Raw genomic sequence first — 17456 nt, forward strand, 5'->3', positions numbered from 1 at the left:
AAACGAGCGATAATAACTATGAAAATTTTGGTAACAGGTGGAGGAACCGGTGGACATATCTATCCCGCGCTAGCCTTCGTCAATTATGTGAAAACACAAGAGCCGAACGCCGAGTTTATGTATGTAGGTGCAAAACGTGGTTTGGAAAACAAAATCGTTCCAACCACTGGGATTCCTTTTCATACCTTAGAGATCCAAGGATTTCAGCGAAAGTTTTCACTAGCTAATGTCAAAACGATCCAATTATTCTTAAAAAGTATCCATCAAGCGAAAAAAATACTAAAAGAATTTCAACCAGATATCGTGATCGGAACCGGTGGGTATGTTTCTGGGGCAGTTGTGTATGCTTCTGCTAAGTTAGGGATTCCGACAATCATCCATGAACAAAATAGTGTGCCGGGGATGACAAATAAATTTCTAAGTCGTTATGTGGATCGAATCGCGCTTTCTTTTAAAGATGCAGCAACTTTTTTCCCGGAGGAAAAATCAGTTTTAATCGGTAACCCGCGAGCACAAGAAGTTGCAGATACGATGAAAACAGATATTCTAAAAAAATTTGATCTTGATCCTGAGAAGAAAACAGTTTTGATTTTTGGCGGGAGCCAAGGGGCATTAAAAATCAATCAAGCCGTTACTTCTTATTTAGGCACGTTTACTGCTACTGACTATCAGATCCTCTACGCATCAGGTGATCGCTATTATCAAAGCATCAAGGAAACACTTGGAGAAACGAAAGCAAACATCAGCATCCAACCTTATATCAATGATATGGCTGAAGTGATGGCGGCAAGTGATTTGTTAGTTGGTCGAGCAGGAGCAACATCGATTGCTGAATTGACTGCCTTAGGGTTACCTGCGATCCTTATCCCGAGTCCCTATGTGACAAACGATCATCAAACAAAAAACGCGATGAGTCTCGTTCGAGTTGGGGCGGCTAAGATGATTGCGGATGGAGAGTTGGATGGTGATTCGTTGGGTGCCGCGATAAATGAGATCATGACAGATGAATCACTGCAACAAAACATGTCAACTGCCTCTAAAACATTAGGTATTCCGGATGCGTCTGAGCGCTTGTATCAACTAGCAAAATCGTTAATCATAGAATAAGGTGGTGGTCATAGATGAGTAAGAAAAAAGAAACAAAAAAAATGCCTGAGAAGTCAAACGATGAAAACTCGCTGACGCCTTGGCAAATGGCCAACCGAAAATACTTAGAAGAACATAAAGAACACACAGATCATCAGACAGAAACAAGTGAAAAAAGCGAGCATAAAGAGGGACAAAAAGAACCTACACCTCCTAAAAAAGAAGAACTGCTTGTTGAAGAAGATGATTTATTAGACTATGAAGAAATCGAACATAAGAAAGACGGGGGACCGTATAATGGTTCGTTTATCGATCGCTTGCCTAATTTAAAAAATTATCGAAACAAAGTTTTATACAAAAGGCTGAGTTTAATCATTTCCATTCTTTTGATTCCTTTGTTATTTTTGATTTATTACGTTTCCCCGTTGAGCAAATTAGAAGGCGTTTCTATTTCCGGAAATGAAGTTGTTTCGAAAGAAGAAATATTGAAGGATACGCAATTGGCATTGAATCAGCATATTTGGGGACAGTATTGGCAGCGCCAAAGTTACATCGATCATTTGAAAAAAGAGCAGCCTCGAATAAAATCTGCTACGATCGGTTTTAGTAGTGTCAATACATTTGATCTGTCTGTCACTGAATATAAAGAGATTGCTTTGATTTTAACGGACGGAAAATATAGCCCTGTGATCGAAGATGGAACAGTGTTGGATGAAATAGTTGAAAGTCCAACAAAAAATTTGCCGATCCTAGAAGGATTTACTGACTCAACAAAAATCAAAGATTTAGCAAAAGAATATAATAAATTATCTCCAGAGTTACAAAAAGCCATTTCGGAAATCAAATATACGCCGCGTAATACGAATCAAAATTTGATCCAGCTGAATATGAACGATGGGAACCAAGTGATCGTCAATATTACTAACTTAGCAACGCAAATGAATTTTTATGCGCAAGTAGCTAGCGAAATGGAAGAAAATGGTGTGATCGACATGGAAGTAGGGATTTTTTCTTACCCTTACTCAAATAATAGCGAAGAAGCGCAAGAAGATGGATCAGAAGAAAGTACAGATGAAAGTCCGCAAACTGCGGATCAAACTTCTACTCCAGAAACAGGCGTTGATGAGCCTCAAATAAGTGAGAATCAAGACGAAATGAATCCAACGAATGAAAATACGACCCCATCTTCGTCAAGTTTAGATGAAAATTAAGAAAACCACTGTAAAATGTGATAATCTACTTTCTAAAAACTGGTAATTTATGGTAAAATTGGAAACAGTGAATATATCTATAAAGTATATTTTTAAAACGGACGTTATTGGTTCGCATGTATATGGAATAGTTAAGTAGGAGGGAATCCCATTCATGGCAAAAACAGGAATGTACGTAGGCCTTGATATTGGAACGACATCTGTCAAAGTTGTCGTGGCTGAATATATCGACAGCCAAATGAATATTATTGGAGTAGGGAACGCAAAATCAGAAGGGATTAACCGAGGCATCATCGTTGATATCGATAAAACAGTACAAGCGATACAGCGAGCAGTGCGTCAAGCAGAAGAAAAAGCCGGCATTCAAATCAAAAGTGTAAGCGTGGGTCTACCAGCAAACATGCTTGAAGTAGAAAACTGCCAAGGGATGATTGCAGTAAACGGAGATTCAAAAGAAATCACCGATGAAGATGTCCGCAATGTGGCTTCAGCTGCACTGGTTCGTTCAATACCTCCTGAACGTCAAATCGTGTCAATTTTACCACAGGACTTTACGGTAGATGGATTCGAAGGCATCAAAGATCCTCGTGGGATGATCGGTGTCAGATTAGAAATGTATGGTCTATTATTTACTGGACCAAAAACAATCATTCATAACATTCGTAAATGTGTTGAAAATGCGGGATTGATCGTCAATGAATTAGTGATCACACCTTTAGCGTTGACTGAATCAATTCTTTCGGATGGAGAAAAAGATTTTGGTACAATCGTTATCGATATGGGTGGCGGACAAACAACAACAGCTGTCATGCATGACAAACAGTTGAAATTCACGAGCCTAGATCAAGAAGGTGGCGAATTTGTCACAAAAGATATCTCCATTGTTTTAAATACTTCCTTCAACAATGCAGAAGCATTAAAAATAAATTACGGGGATGCATATCCAGAACGTACCTCAGAGCAAGAAGAATTTCCGGTAGATGTGATCGGCCAAACAGAACCTGTTCGAGTCGATGAACATTACCTATCAGAAGTGATCTCTGCTCGAATGGAACAAATCTTCAATAAAGCAAAAGAAGCGTTAGATCAAATCGAAGCGTTAGAGCTGCCTGGTGGTATCGTATTAACTGGTGGGGCAGCTAGCCTTCCAGGTGTCGTTGATTTGGCACAGGAAATATTTGGCGTAAATGTGAAGCTTTATGTACCAAATCAAATGGGTCTAAGAAATCCAGTATTTACAAACGTGATCAGTATTGTTGATTACTCGGCGAATTTAAGTGAAGTATACCAATTAGCTAAAATCGCTGTTATGGGGGAATCAGCACCTGTTCATTATACAACCAATGAGCCGGAAGCTCACACATCTTATGAACAATACGATGTGGCAGAAGAAACAACGTATAACGAAGAACCAGAAGAAAAAAATTCTGGCGAAAACGTAACAAGTAAAATCAAAGGATTTTTTACCAATATATTTGATTAATCATCGTGGGAGGAAAAAAACATGGAATTCTCAATTGATAATAACATCAATGACGGCGCAGTCATCAAAGTAATCGGCGTCGGTGGTGGAGGCGGAAACGCTGTAAACCGTATGATTGAAGAAAACGTTAAAGGTGTTGAATTTATCACTGCCAACACAGACGTTCAAGCATTAAAAAATTCAAAAGCTGAAACAGTGATCCAATTAGGCCCTAAATACACACGTGGTTTAGGAGCAGGTTCACAACCAGAAGTTGGCCAAAAAGCAGCTGAAGAGAGTGAACAATCTTTACGTGAAGCATTAGAAGGCGCAGACATGATCTTCATCACTGCTGGTATGGGTGGTGGAACTGGTACTGGTGCTGCACCGATCGTTGCTGGAATCGCTAGAGAATTAGGCGCATTAACAGTAGGTGTTGTCACTCGTCCATTTACATTTGAAGGACCAAAACGTGGCCGTTTTGCTGCGGAAGGTATCGCACGTTTGAAAGAAAACGTAGATACATTATTGATCATCTCAAACAACCGACTTCTTGAAGTCGTTGACAAAAAGACACCAATGCTTGAAGCATTCCGCGAGGCAGATAATGTCTTACGACAAGGTGTGCAAGGTATCTCTGATCTAATCACTGCACCAGGTTACGTAAACTTGGATTTTGCTGATGTGAAAACAGTGATGGCAAACCAAGGTACTGCTTTGATGGGTATCGGAGTAGCAAGCGGTGAAGAACGCGTGATCGAAGCAACGAAGAAAGCAATCTCTTCTCCATTATTAGAAACATCGATCGATGGGGCAGAACAAGTCCTATTGAACATCACTGGTGGCTTGGATATGACGTTATTCGAAGCACAAGATGCTTCAGATATCGTAGCAAATGCAGCAACTGGCGATGTAAATATCATCTTAGGTACATCGATCAATGAAGAAATGGGCGATGAAATCCGTGTAACGGTCATTGCTACAGGTATTGATGAAACAAAAAAGGAACGGAAGTCTAGTCGTCCAGCTAGACAAACGTCAACTAAAACGCAATCTTCTGCTCAAAGCAATCGATTAGACATGGACCAAGCAAAACCAATTACTGCTGAAGATGAAAGCAGTTTTGGTGATTGGGACATCCGTCGCGAACAAAATGTTCGTCCAAAAGTGGATGAGTCTAATTACGAAACTATTGAGAAAAAAGAATTTGATACATTCAATCGTGAAGAAACAAAAACAAAAGGTGACGACGAATTGAATACACCGCCGTTTTTCCGTCGTAAAAAATAAAAGGAGGAAGAGCACATGATTGCTGACAACTTGCAGAATATCAAGCAAGACATTCAGGATTCGTGTGCTCTTGTTCATCGTGACCCGAAAGAAGTGACATTAGTAGCTGTTACAAAATCTGTAGAATCACTCCAAGCTGAAGAATTAATCAATGCTGGAGTCACACATTGTGCAGAAAATCGTGTCGATAAATTGTTGCAAAAAAAACAAGATTTGCTTAAATATTCTGAAGTGAAGTGGCATTTAATTGGTAATTTACAACGCAGAAAGGTAAAATTGATTGTAAATGAAATTGATTACTTTCATGCGTTAGACAGTTTGAAATTAGCAGAAGAAATCCAAAAAAGATTAGAAAAACAGCTAGCTTGTTTTGTGGAAGTCAATGTGTCTGGTGAAGTATCGAAACACGGTATCTCACCAGCGGAGCTTCTACCTTTCTTAGAATCTTTAGCAGCCTATCCAAATATACAGGTAGTGGGACTTATGACTATGGCACCGAAGGACGCTTCTGCTGAACAAATTCGTAAAGTGTTTGAAACGCTGAGAGAATTGCGTGATCTTGCCCAATCAAAACAATACACACATGCACCATGTACCGAACTGAGCATGGGGATGAGCCAAGATTTTCAACTTGCAATTGAAGAAGGAGCTACATTTATCCGTGTAGGAACAGCGCTATTCAAAGACGAGGAGGAAGAATAATGCCACTTTTAAACAGGGGAGCAATTGCTAATTTTTTCGGATTAGCTGATGAAGAAGAGTACGAATACGAAGATTATCCTGAACAACAACAGGTTGCTAAGCAGCCAACTAAATCAAACACACAGTATCAACAACATTCTCCAGCTGTTTCACAGCCGATTGAAAAAAAACAACGCCCAACGACGACATCTCGTCCGGTTGGTCGTGAGAATGCGCCGACGAACGAAACAAAAAAAGTCATCGAATTACATCAAACTTCTACAAAAAATACGCAAAAAGACCAACGACAAACGAGACCATCTGTTCAACCTAACACACAGTTAGCAGGAAAAATCACAGTGATGGAACCTCGTGCCTACTCTGAAGCAATGACGATTGCTAAAAGGATCATTGCGGGAGAAGCAACATTAGTCAACTTTCGGTTAGTAGAAGAAAAGCAGGCTCGACGTATCGTGGATTTCCTAACAGGGACAGTCTATGCGTTAGACGGCGATATCAAACGAGTAGGTGATGAGATTTTCCTTTGCACACCAGCTGGTCTGGAAATCGATAGTTCAACGGCTCAATCTTTCGCAGATGGAAGTATGTTTGATCTGTAAAGAGGAGGAGCAAACATTTATATTCTTTTTATGTTACTTAATTTAATTTCACGTGCTGCATACTTTTATAGCATGATCCTAGTAGTTTATGCGTTACTATCTTGGTTTCCAGGAGGGTATCAATCTAGCCTTGGACGTATATTAGCAAAGATTTGTGAACCATATATCAGCCTATTCGATCGTTTGCCTTTAAGATTTGGACCAATGGATTTTACGATCTTAGCATCAATTGTGATTTTAAATCTTGCTGTCCAAGGATTGCAGCATATCGTTTTATGGATGATTACGTTCGCTATTTAGTGTAGAACAACCAGGGATATATAGGAGGGAATCAAGTGGATACGAATGTGTATCAGCATTTCCGAGTAGATGAACGTCCGTTTATTGACTCTGTCGGAGATTGGATCGAACAGGTCCAGAGTCAGTATGCACCTTATCTGACAGAATTTCTTGACCCAAGACAATGTTACATCTTGGAGACCTTGATTCGTCAAAATAGTGACTTGCGTTTTCAATTATACGGTGGCTATGAGCAAGCAGAACGGAAAAGATGCTTGATTTTCCCAGACTACTATGAACCAGTTGACGATGATTTTGAAATGTCGTTATATGAAATCCATTACCCAAGTAAATTTGCCAGTTTGAGTCATGGAAAGATTTTAGGTACACTAGTTGGCACAGGGATCAAACGTTCTTACTTCGGTGATATTATTTCAGATGATGACCGATGGCAAGTTTTCATTGCAGACGAAATCGATCATTTTGTCGTTAATCAAGTGACTAAAATTGGCAAAGTGGCTGTTCGCTTAGAGGAGATCAATTACACAGATATGATCTTGCCAAAAGACAGCTGGACTCAAGAAAGAGGTACGGTCAGTTCACTTAGACTGGATAGTGTGATTTCGGAAATTTATAATATTTCAAGACAGCGTTCAAAGCAACTGATCGAATCGGGGAAAGTAAAAGTGAATTGGACAGAAAATACGAAACCGGATTTTTTGCTTGAGTTATTAGATATTGTTTCGATCAGAGGATATGGTAGAATACAAATCCAAGACCTTGAGGGGAAAACAAAGAAAGACAAGTGCAGGGTGTTGTTTGGTGTATTACGTAAATAAAACAAGAAGGTGGTTTACTCATGGCTTTAACTCCATTAGATATTCAAAATAAAACATTCCCAACAAAAATGCGGGGATATAATCAAGACGAAGTAGATGATTTCTTAGATTTAGTTGTTCGTGATTACGAAGAAGTAACACAAAGAAATCGTGAGTTAGAAAAAGCAGTGAAGCATTCAGAAGAAAAACTTGAATACTTCAATGAACTGAAAGATGCGTTGAATCAATCGATTATCGTGGCACAAGATACAGCCGACAAAGTAAAAACAAGCGCAAGTAAAGAATCAGAAGTGATCGTGACTTCTGCGCAAAATAAAGCAGACGAAATGGTAGCAAACGCTGAAAAACGCGCACATCAATTAACAACGGATGCAGAAGAAAAAGCACGTCGTATTTTGACAGACGCAACTGAAAAAGCAAGACAACTAGCTACAGAAACAGAAGATTTGAAGAAGAAAACACGTGTATTCCATCAACGAATCAGCTTGATGTTAGAATCACAACTTGAACAAGTGAAAAGTCCAGAATGGGATGAGATCTTACAACCATTCTCTAGTTATGTAACGGACAGCCATGAAGTAATCAAAGAAGTTTTGGCAAAACAGCTTGACAATGAAATTGAAAGTGATGTACACTCTGAAACAGGAGTATACGAGTCTCCAGTGACTGCTTTTGATACGCAAGCAATCGATCTTTCGATCATTCCTGGAGAATACGAAGAAGAGTAGAACAGAAAAGCATTTTGACATTCTTAAAGCGAGCCAATGACAGTGTAAGATTGGTAAGACCCTGCAAAGTGAAAGATCCTCTACTTGTTTTATTTCTGAACGATAGTAAGAAATAGCGGTTAACCTCGTTATCGGTCTTTGAGAGTTACGATCGTAACTAAATTTGGGTGGTACCACGGCATGTTCGTCCCTAGGATGAACATGCCTTTTTTGCGTTCTGTAAACTAAAGCTAAGGAGTGTTTATATGAAAATGAAAGAAACCTTGCAATTAGGAAAAACAAGTTTTCCTATGCGTGGGAATTTGCCGAACCGTGAAGGTGAGTGGCAAAAAGAATGGGAAGAAAATCAAATCTATCAACAAAGACAAGCGTTGAATGAAGGCAAACCGAGCTTTATTCTTCATGACGGCCCCCCGTATGCAAACGGAAATATCCATTTAGGGCATTCTTTAAACAAAATCAGTAAAGATATCATCATCCGTTCAAAATCAATGTCTGGTTTTCGTGCGCCGTACGTTCCCGGTTGGGATACGCATGGCTTGCCGATTGAGCAAGTGCTGACGAACAAAGGGATCAAAAGAAAAGAAATGACGATGGCTGAATACTTGGAAAAATGTCGTGAATACGCCCTTTCACAAGTAGACAAACAACGGGAAGACTTTAAGCGTTTAGGCGTTGCTGGTGATTGGGAAAATCCTTATGTCACTTTAGATCCTTCCTATGAAGCTGCACAGATCCGTGTGTTTGGTAAAATGGCTGAAAAAGGGTATATCTACAAAGGATTAAAACCAATTTACTGGTCACCATCTAGTGAATCTTCATTAGCTGAAGCTGAAATTGAATATAAAGATGTCAAATCTCCTTCAATCTATGTCGCTTTCACTGTGAAAGATGGCAAAGACCTTTTGGATGAAGATACTGCTTTCGTTATTTGGACAACGACACCATGGACATTACCAGCTAACCAAGGGATTGCTGTAAATCCAACATTTACGTATGTCTTAGTAGAAGCTGATGGTCGCAAATTTGTCGTTGCCAAAGATTTGATGGAAACGGTGCAACAGGCAATTGGCTGGGAAACAGTCACAGTCTTAAAAGAATTTGCAGGACAAGAGATGGAATACATGACAGCGACACATCCATTCTATGATCGTGAATCTTTAGTGATCTTAGGCGATCACGTGACCTTGGATGCAGGTACTGGATTAGTCCACACTGCACCTGGGCACGGGGAAGATGACTATATTGCTGGAAATCGTTACAAATTACCTGTGGTTTCGCCAGTTGATTCTAAAGGTGTATTTACTGATGAAGCACCTGGATTTGAAGGGATCTTTTATGACAAAGCCAATCCAATGATCACGGATCTATTACAAGAAAAAGGTGCTTTGCTGAAATTAGATTTCTTCACCCATAGTTACCCACATGACTGGCGTACTAAAAAACCTGTCATCTATCGTGCAACACCACAATGGTTTGCTTCAATCAATGATTTCCGCCAAAACATCCTTGATGAAGTGGAAAAAGTTGATTGGATCATTCCATGGGGAAAAACACGTCTTTACAATATGGTACGTGATCGCGGCGATTGGGTCATCTCACGTCAACGTGCTTGGGGCGTTCCGCTACCAATCTTTTATGCTGAAAATGGTGAAGCAATCATTACACCTGAGACGATTGAACATGTCGCTGAATTATTTGCGGCACATGGCTCAATCATTTGGTTTGAAAAAGAAGCGAAGGACTTACTACCAGAAGGCTTTACGCATCCAGGATCACCAAATGGCGAATTTACGAAGGAGACAGATATCATGGATGTCTGGTTTGATTCAGGTTCTTCTCATGAAGCTGTTTTACGTCAACGTCCTGAGTTATCTTTCCCGGCGGATATGTACCTTGAAGGTTCTGACCAATACCGTGGTTGGTTCAATTCAAGTATTACAACAAGTGTCGCAATCAATGGCGTTGCGCCATACAAATCAGTTTTATCACAAGGCTTCACATTAGATGGTGAAGGTCGAAAAATGAGTAAATCATTAGGCAATACGATCGTTCCAGATAAAGTGATCAAACAATTTGGTGCGGATATCCTCCGTCTATGGGTATCTAGTGTGGACTACGAAGCAGATGTTCGTGTATCAATGGATATTTTAGGTCAGGTTGCTGAAGTTTATCGGAAAATCAGAAATACGATGCGATTCTTATTAGCAAATACGGATGATTTTGATCCTAAGAAAGATGCAGTAGCGTATGAAGATCGTCGTTCAGTTGATAAATATATGACAGTTCGTTTGAATCAAGTCATCAAAGAAATCCGTGAAGAAGGATATGATAAGTATAACTTTATGCAAATCTATCGCACGGTGATGAACTTCTTGACAGTGGATCTTTCTTCTTTCTATCTGGATTTTGCGAAAGACGTGGTCTATATTGAAGCAGAAAATGATCATCAACGTCGTTGTATGCAAACTGTTTTTTATGAAACGGCTGTTTCATTAACGAAATTATTGACACCGATCATTCCTCATACAACAGAGGAAATCTGGTCATTCTTAAAAGAAGAAGAAGCTTATGTTCAATTAAGTGAGCTACCAGGATATGTTGAATATGCTAACCAAGATGAGTTGTTAGATACATGGGCAGCCTTCATGGATTTCCGTGATAAAGTCTTAAAAGCACTAGAAGAAGCAAGAAATAGTAAATTGATCGGAAAATCATTAGAAGCAAAATTAACGATCTATCCGAATCAACAGGTGAATCAATTATTGACAGCAGTTGCTGCTGACATTCCTCAATTATTGATCGTCTCACCAGACTACTTTACGATTATGCCAGAAAACACTGAAGCGCCTGAGAATGCTTTAGTCTTTGATGATGTAGCGATTTTAGTCGAAAAAGCAGAAGGTGAAACATGTGATCGTTGCCGTCAAATCCGTAAAGATGTTGGAACTGATGAAAAATTACCACACTTATGCGGACGTTGTGCACAGCTTGTTGAAGCGTTCTACCCAGAAGCAGTCGCAGAAGGTTTTGAATAAAAGTAAGCAAAAAACAACCAAACACATTTTGTGTTTGGTTGTTTTTGATATATAAAAAAGTATTTTTAAGCGAATAACAAGTGATTGGTGACTAATCCAATTTTCCACGTTCACGGTACCAATGATCTGGTTGCCAGATCCATTCGAACCCGTCTTTTTCTAAAAGCTCGAATGCTGCTTCAGGCCCCATAGAACCAGCTTTGTAATTTGGGAAATCTGGTTGTACTTGATCCCAAACTTGGCGGATCACATCAACGATGTGCCAAGATTGTGCGACTTCTTCCCAGTGAGAGAAGTTTGTGCTATCGCCATTCAACGCATCTAACATAAGCTTTTCATAGGCTTCAGGACTATTTTCGACCATTTCAGCACTATTGCGATATTCCAATTTGATTGGATCTGTTGCAAAACCCTGACCAACTTTTTTTCCATTTAATGTAAATGAAAAACCTTCTGTTGGTTGAATATAGATAGTCAAAACATTTGGTGGTAACGTTGGATCATTACAAGGTTCGTCGATCGATGTTTTAAATACATTGACAGGTACTTGTTTAAAGACAATATTGATTCGTGTACCTTTTTCAGTAAGACGTTTCCCAGTACGTACATAAAACGGTACGCCAGACCAACGGAAATTATCGATCGTGAATTTTCCAGCAACAAATGTTTCAGTTGTTGATTCTGGATCAACGTTGTCTTCTTCACGATAGCCTTTGAATGTCTGGCCATCTAGTTGACCTGCAGCATATTGCCCACGTACAAAATTTTCTAAGACTTCTTTTTTTTCATAAATACGAATCGCTTTTAACGCTTTGATTTTTTCTGATCGGATTTCTTTTTCGGAAAAGGCAACGGGTGGTTCCATCGCAAGTAATGCTAATACTTGAAGGATATGATTTTGGACCATATCTTTTAACGCACCACTGTGGTCATAGTAGCCGCCACGATCTTCAACACCTAAACTCTCACCAAAAGTGATTTGGATGTTGTCAATGTAACGATTGTTCCATTGAGACTCAAAAATATTATTGGCAAAGCGAATCGCAGAGATATTTTGGATCATTTCTTTACCTAAATAATGGTCAATACGGAAAATATCGTCTTCTGGAAAGACTTGTCGAATTTTTTCATTCAATTCAAAGGCTGAATGGAAATCAGAACCAAAAGGTTTTTCGATAATCAATCGATTGAAGCCAGTTTCAGTGATGATTTTCTGAGATTTCAAATGTGAAACGATCGTACCGAAAAATTGTGGAGCCATGGCTAAATAGTACATTCGATTACCATTCAAGTGGTATTTTTCATCTAAACGATCAGATAATTCTTTTAATGTTTGGTAATGAGAAGAATCATTGACATCATGAGATTGGTAATAAAAATGGCTAGCAAATCGTTCGGCTTCTTCGGCAGAAGGATTCAATGTTTCGATTGTTCCTTTAACCACTTCACGATAGTGTTCATCACTCCAAGGACGACGTGCTGTACCGATCACAGCAAAATGTTCGCTCAAGTTGCCCTTTTTGTATAAACGAAAAAGGGAAGGATACAATTTACGTTGTGCTAAATCTCCTGTACCGCCAAATATAGTAAATAATACGTTTTTTTCATTCATTATTTGGGTAATCTCCTTTACAGTTTATCAACAAAAATTGTACTGGCGGCTTTAAAGCTGACAGGAATTTTTTTAGTTTTATTTTGGATGGTGATTGGTCCTTCATAGGCCGCTACATCAGTAATTTCATAAGTTTCATCAATATTGACATCGATTGTGACTAAATAGTCTAATAATTCCTTTTCATCAAGGACACGAGCAATCCGAATTTTGGTACCGACTGGGTAGGATTCCAGTGTTTGACGACGCTCTTCATGGACAACCTGTTCCTTTTTAGGGATAATGCCTCCATGTGGGCAATGTTTAGGATGATTTAAATAACTTTCTAAATGATCCGCAAGCTGTTCAGAAGTCACATGCTCAAGGACCTCAGCATCGTCATGAACCTCATTCCAGTTGTAATCTAAATGTTCGACTAAAAAAACTTCCCATAACCGATGTTTACGTATCAGGCTACTTGCTTTTATCAGTCCGCTATCAGTCAATTGTACACCTTGGTAAGGAGAGTGTTCGACTAGTTTTTCTTTAACGAGTTTAGAAATCATTTCGCTTACTGAAGCAGGTGACACTGCTAGGCTAGAAACGATTTGTTTATTATTGACTTTTGTTGTGTCACCGCCTAATTCCAGAATGATTTTTAAATAATCTTCTCGGTTTGGTGTCATATGCGATCATCCTTTCATGGTAAGAAACCATCACTTGTAAGTGTAACAAAAAAAACACAAATTGACTATTTTATGAGAAAAAAATAGGACGGAAATGTCGGTTTTTTTATTTTTCGTATGCCATCGTTTGTCCATCTTTCTAAGTAGTTGTTTGAGATGTGTAGTGATCAAATAGCCGCTAATTAAAAAGTACTTTGCTCTTATCATAGCATAATTTGTTCGATCGTTGTGACCTAGAGGAAATTGCATGGATGAAACTTGTAAAACGAGACAAAAGGTTTAGAAAACAGCAATTTTCTAAACCCTTTGTCTCGTTTTTATAAAAAAGAAGTACGTTAATGAAGTGATTGGCAGTGTAACATCTACTAAGCTAGGATAATCATGATTTTTTTGATAATAAATAAGCGGAATCAATTGCTTCATCGTACAGTAACATGTCGTTGTAAGAAAACGTTAGGTAAAAGCCGTACTGATCTCTAACAATCAATTTTTCGGAGGTTACTTCGACTAATAGTGTTCCTAAAGAACGGTCATCAAGCCAAAAAGAATAATCAGAATGGATGGTCAGTTCATGGTGTGTTTGGCTGGTATCCGTAAATGACCAAGTTCCACAGTATTTATTCAAATGATCGACCTGTGCTTCTTTCTTTTTATGATCGAGTACTTTTTTTCCAGCAAGTGTTGCGATACCGGCAAGTAGGATATAGATGATTCTTTTTTTCATTTTTTTCCACTCCTTTGTCTTCATTTATGATAAAAGCATATTTTGCTTATTGTTCCTTTTCTTATAGTTTACTAAAGAAAGTGCATGATTTCTCTAAGACTTTCGACTGGTTTTTCAAGTGTTTTTAGTAAAAATATGGTAGGATACAGTAGTAGGGAGACAGGTGATGACTATTGGACTACCAAGATGTTGAAATTGCTTACTTCATTGAACGACCAAATCGCTTTATTGCTTTTTGTTTGAACAAAAAAGGAGAAGTAGTCAAAACTCATGTTAAGAATACAGGTAGAGGCAAAGAGTTGTTGCTTCCTGGTGCAGAGGTGGCGTTAGTACACATTCCTGGAACAAAACGTAAAACTGCCTATGATCTAATTGCTGTAAAAAAAGAGCAGCAGTGGTTCAATATCGATAGTCAGTTACCAAACCGATTAGCGATTGATGGAATTTTAGATGGGACGATCCACTTACCAAATTTAAATGGTGATATTGAGTTCTACAAACGTGAAGTGACCTTTGGAAAGTCTAAATTCGATATTTATTTAGAAACAAGTTGCGGTCAAAAAGCATTTGTAGAGGTCAAAGGGATGACCCTGGAAAACAAAGCAATAGGTGCTTTTCCCGATGCACCGACCATTCGTGGACTTAAACACGTCAATGAATTGATCCGCGCGCATCAAGAAGGCTATGAGACCTATATTCTTTTTATTGCACAATTTGAACACTTGCATCAAGCAACGATCCATGAACAGATGCAACCAGAATTAGCTACTGCTTTTCGTTTTGCTCAACAAGCAGGTGTTCAAGTAATCGTATATAATTGTCAAGTAACAGAAAAACAAGTGGTATTGAAACAAGCAATCCCATTTGACCTAAATACAGTTTTTGAAGATCCTAATTTATAGAAAGAAGGCGTAAAGATGATCCATTTAGGTATAATCGGTACAAATTGGATTACCCATCAATTTGTTCAAGCAGCATTAGCGACACGTAAGTATGAACTAACAGCTGTTTATTCAAGACATTTAGAAAAAGCGCAACAATTTGGCGCAGAATATGAAGGCGATATCGCATTCGCAACAGATTTAACTGTTTTTTTTGAGTTAGAACACATGGATACGGTCTATATTGCTTCGCCAAATAGTTTGCATTTTCAGCATGCGAAGCAAGCAATTTTGGCAGGAAAAAATGTGATTGTAGAAAAACCGGCATTTAGTACACCAAAAGAAATGGAAGAGATCATTCATTTGGCAAACCAAGAGAAAGTCTTTTTCTTTGAAGCCGCGCGAAATATCCATGAAGCTGGGTTTAAAAAAATTGCAGAATTTTTACCTTTGAAAGATGAGATCATTGGCGCAAATTTCAGCTATATGAAATATTCTTCTCGTTATGATCAAGTATTAGATGGGGAAGAACCGAATATTTTCTCTCCGCGTTTTTCAGGTGGAGCAATGATGGATCTCGGCGTTTACCTTGTCTACGCAGCTGTAGGTTGGTTTGGCAAGCCGCAAGAAGTCCATTATTTCCCTAGAAAAATAGCTACAGGTGTTGATGGATTAGGTTGGGGGATCTTGCGCTATGCTACTTTTGATGTAGCAATCCAACCGGGCAAAATTGGTGATTCATATCTACCTTCCGAGATTTATTTTGATAGTGGAACAGTGATCATGAATGGCGTCAATGCAATTGAGCAAGCAGAGTACCATGATCGTAACCACGAACAAATTGAAAAATTAGAGATCGTAGCTTCTGAAAATCCAATGAGTGAAGAGGCAGAAGATTTTGCGAATGTGATCATGAACCCTAAAGATCCACAATGGGGATTACAGTATGAAGAATGGGTCGAACTTGCACGAAACGTGAATCAAGTCGTTTATGATTTGCGAATCAGTGGTGGGATCGAATTCGATGCAGATAAAGAGGGAACTGAGTAATGACTGATTTTGTAAAACATTTTCCAACTAATTGGCAAAACAAATGGGAAGAAAAAGGGTTCACTGTCCCATCGTTTATCCAACAAGAAGTATTCACTGACTTAAAAGAAGGTAAAAGCTTAATTGCTGTTTCTCCAACCGGTTCAGGTAAGACCTTAGCTTATCTATGGCCGTTACTATTGAATGTGAAAAAAGGAGAGGCAAGTACCCTATTGATCCTTGCTTCTTCGCAAGAATTGGCGATCCAAGTTGCTGAGGTCACCCGTGAATGGGCAAAAGATTTAGCAATCTCTGTCCAATCTGTTGTGGGCGGCGCAAATGTCAAACGCCAAATCGAAGGACTAAAAAAGAAACCGGAAGTATTGGTAGGCACACCAGGTCGTGTATTAGAGTTGATGAAACAAAAAAAAATAAAGGCTCATCAAATCCAAACAATCGTATTTGATGAGGCGGATCAGCTGTTTGATGAAGGAAATCGACCATTTATCGATCAAATCATGCATCAAGCACCAACAGACTATCAATTAGCTTTCTTTTCAGCTACAGCCGATCGTTCGATCGAGCAAATCGAAGCGTTGACTAAACAATCGCTGAAAGTCATCGATGTCACTAAAATGGATGATTCAAGAAAAGGACTTAGTCACTACTTCATTCGTGTCCCGGCACGAAAAACAGAAGATTATTTAAGAAGACTAGCCCATGTAGAAGGTTTCCAAGCTCTTGTTTTTTTCAACCAGTTGAGTGAGTTAGGCATGATGGAAGAAAAAATGAGTTATCGAGGAATCCGCGTGGCGAGTTTAGCATCTGACCAAAACAAGCTGTTACGAAAAGCGGCATTGAATCAATTCAAAGAAGGCAAAATCAGCATGTTGTTATCAACGGATGTAGCTGCTCGTGGGCTAGATATCGCGGAACTGCCTTATGTTGTCAATGTCGACGTTCCAATGACAGAAGAATCATATTTGCATCGTGCAGGTAGAACTGGTCGAATGGGGCAAGAAGGACAAGTCATCACCTTTGTGAATGAACATACACTAAGAGACTTAAAAAAAATGGCTCGACAAACAGAAACAGAACTCACTGAATTATTTATTTATGGGGGAGGCTTACAGACAGAAGCTCCTGAAAAAGCCCCAACAAAAATGCTCCCAAAAAAGAAAGAATTAGGAAAAAAAGAAGCAAGTGAAACAGTTACAAAAAAAGTTGCTTCTTCTCCTAAAACAAAACACAAAAACAAGCATAAAAAAGATAAAAATAAAGGAGCAAGGCGCAAATAAGCGCCTTTTTGTG

At 38.9% G+C, this 17456-nt stretch carries 16 protein-coding genes; 13 read left to right on the top strand and 3 right to left on the bottom strand.

Annotated features, from left to right (window positions below; translation table 11 throughout):
- The first annotated feature begins 18 nt into the window (after positions 1-18).
- From murG to ileS, 10 genes are all read left to right on the top strand, one after another.
- Complete coding sequence (murG, locus tag IGI79_RS04140) at positions 19-1107, top strand: undecaprenyldiphospho-muramoylpentapeptide beta-N-acetylglucosaminyltransferase (protein ID WP_065095671.1); 1089 nt, start codon at positions 19-21, stop codon at positions 1105-1107.
- A 14-nt stretch (positions 1108-1121) separates the two neighbouring features.
- Positions 1122-2297, top strand: coding sequence for a cell division protein FtsQ/DivIB (locus tag IGI79_RS04145; RefSeq protein WP_065095672.1), 1176 nt, complete (start codon positions 1122-1124; stop codon positions 2295-2297).
- A 154-nt stretch (positions 2298-2451) separates the two neighbouring features.
- The gene (gene ftsA, locus IGI79_RS04150; protein ID WP_019723318.1) at positions 2452-3780 is read left to right on the top strand and encodes a cell division protein FtsA; all 1329 of its coding nucleotides are present in this window, start codon (positions 2452-2454) and stop codon (positions 3778-3780) included.
- A gap of 21 nt (positions 3781-3801) precedes the next feature.
- Entirely contained in the window at positions 3802-5049 is a 1248-nt protein-coding gene (gene ftsZ, locus IGI79_RS04155) for a cell division protein FtsZ (protein WP_104775502.1), read from the top strand.
- A gap of 15 nt (positions 5050-5064) precedes the next feature.
- Complete coding sequence (locus tag IGI79_RS04160) at positions 5065-5751, top strand: YggS family pyridoxal phosphate-dependent enzyme (RefSeq protein WP_019723317.1); 687 nt, start codon at positions 5065-5067, stop codon at positions 5749-5751.
- The gene (locus IGI79_RS04165) at positions 5751-6350 is read left to right on the top strand and encodes a cell division protein SepF (protein WP_065095674.1); all 600 of its coding nucleotides are present in this window, start codon (positions 5751-5753) and stop codon (positions 6348-6350) included. Before IGI79_RS04160 ends, IGI79_RS04165 begins: the two co-directional genes overlap by 1 nt.
- A gap of 30 nt (positions 6351-6380) precedes the next feature.
- Positions 6381-6650 (top strand): YggT family protein, encoded by a 270-nt coding sequence (locus IGI79_RS04170; RefSeq protein ID WP_019723315.1) that lies wholly within the window; start codon positions 6381-6383, stop codon positions 6648-6650.
- Positions 6651-6685: 35 nt separating this feature from the next.
- Positions 6686-7468: an RNA-binding protein gene (locus tag IGI79_RS04175; RefSeq protein ID WP_065095675.1), complete on the top strand. Its 783-nt coding sequence runs from the start codon at positions 6686-6688 to the stop codon at positions 7466-7468.
- Between the two features lie 20 nt (positions 7469-7488).
- A complete protein-coding gene (locus tag IGI79_RS04180; protein ID WP_019722916.1) occupies positions 7489-8196 on the top strand; it encodes a DivIVA domain-containing protein in 708 nt (235 codons plus the stop codon).
- A gap of 245 nt (positions 8197-8441) precedes the next feature.
- Positions 8442-11234 carry an isoleucine--tRNA ligase gene (ileS, locus tag IGI79_RS04185; RefSeq protein ID WP_195273379.1) on the top strand — a complete coding sequence of 931 codons (2793 nt, stop codon included), beginning with the start codon at positions 8442-8444 and terminating at the stop codon, positions 11232-11234.
- Positions 11235-11325: 91 nt separating this feature from the next.
- Here ileS and zwf read toward each other — a convergent pair whose 3' ends face one another.
- The 3 genes from zwf to IGI79_RS04200 form a co-directional block, all read right to left on the bottom strand.
- On the bottom strand, positions 11326-12849 hold the full coding sequence (gene zwf / locus IGI79_RS04190; RefSeq protein WP_029593992.1) for a glucose-6-phosphate dehydrogenase: 1524 nt from the start codon (positions 12847-12849) through the stop codon (positions 11326-11328).
- A 14-nt stretch (positions 12850-12863) separates the two neighbouring features.
- The gene (locus tag IGI79_RS04195; protein ID WP_010735969.1) at positions 12864-13511 is read right to left on the bottom strand and encodes a metal-dependent transcriptional regulator; all 648 of its coding nucleotides are present in this window, start codon (positions 13509-13511) and stop codon (positions 12864-12866) included.
- Between the two features lie 379 nt (positions 13512-13890).
- Positions 13891-14235, bottom strand: a complete 345-nt coding sequence (locus IGI79_RS04200) for a DUF4828 domain-containing protein (RefSeq protein WP_019722913.1) — start codon at positions 14233-14235, stop codon at positions 13891-13893.
- Positions 14236-14408: 173 nt separating this feature from the next.
- Here IGI79_RS04200 and sfsA point away from each other — a divergent pair, with 173 nt between their 5' ends.
- Genes sfsA through IGI79_RS04215 form a run of 3 tightly spaced genes read left to right on the top strand, consistent with a single transcriptional unit; the run spans position 14409 to position 17443 of the window.
- Positions 14409-15137 carry a DNA/RNA nuclease SfsA gene (gene sfsA, locus IGI79_RS04205; protein ID WP_019722912.1) on the top strand — a complete coding sequence of 243 codons (729 nt, stop codon included), beginning with the start codon at positions 14409-14411 and terminating at the stop codon, positions 15135-15137.
- 15 nt (positions 15138-15152) lie between these two features.
- A complete protein-coding gene (locus IGI79_RS04210; RefSeq protein WP_010735966.1) occupies positions 15153-16166 on the top strand; it encodes a Gfo/Idh/MocA family protein in 1014 nt (337 codons plus the stop codon).
- The gene (locus IGI79_RS04215; protein ID WP_019722911.1) at positions 16166-17443 is read left to right on the top strand and encodes a DEAD/DEAH box helicase; all 1278 of its coding nucleotides are present in this window, start codon (positions 16166-16168) and stop codon (positions 17441-17443) included. Before IGI79_RS04210 ends, IGI79_RS04215 begins: the two co-directional genes overlap by 1 nt.
- Positions 17444-17456 lie beyond the last annotated feature (13 nt).

This window comes from Enterococcus sp. AZ084 (assembly GCF_051714905.1).
Classification (GTDB): Bacteria; Bacillota; Bacilli; order Lactobacillales; family Enterococcaceae; genus Enterococcus_B; species Enterococcus_B pernyi.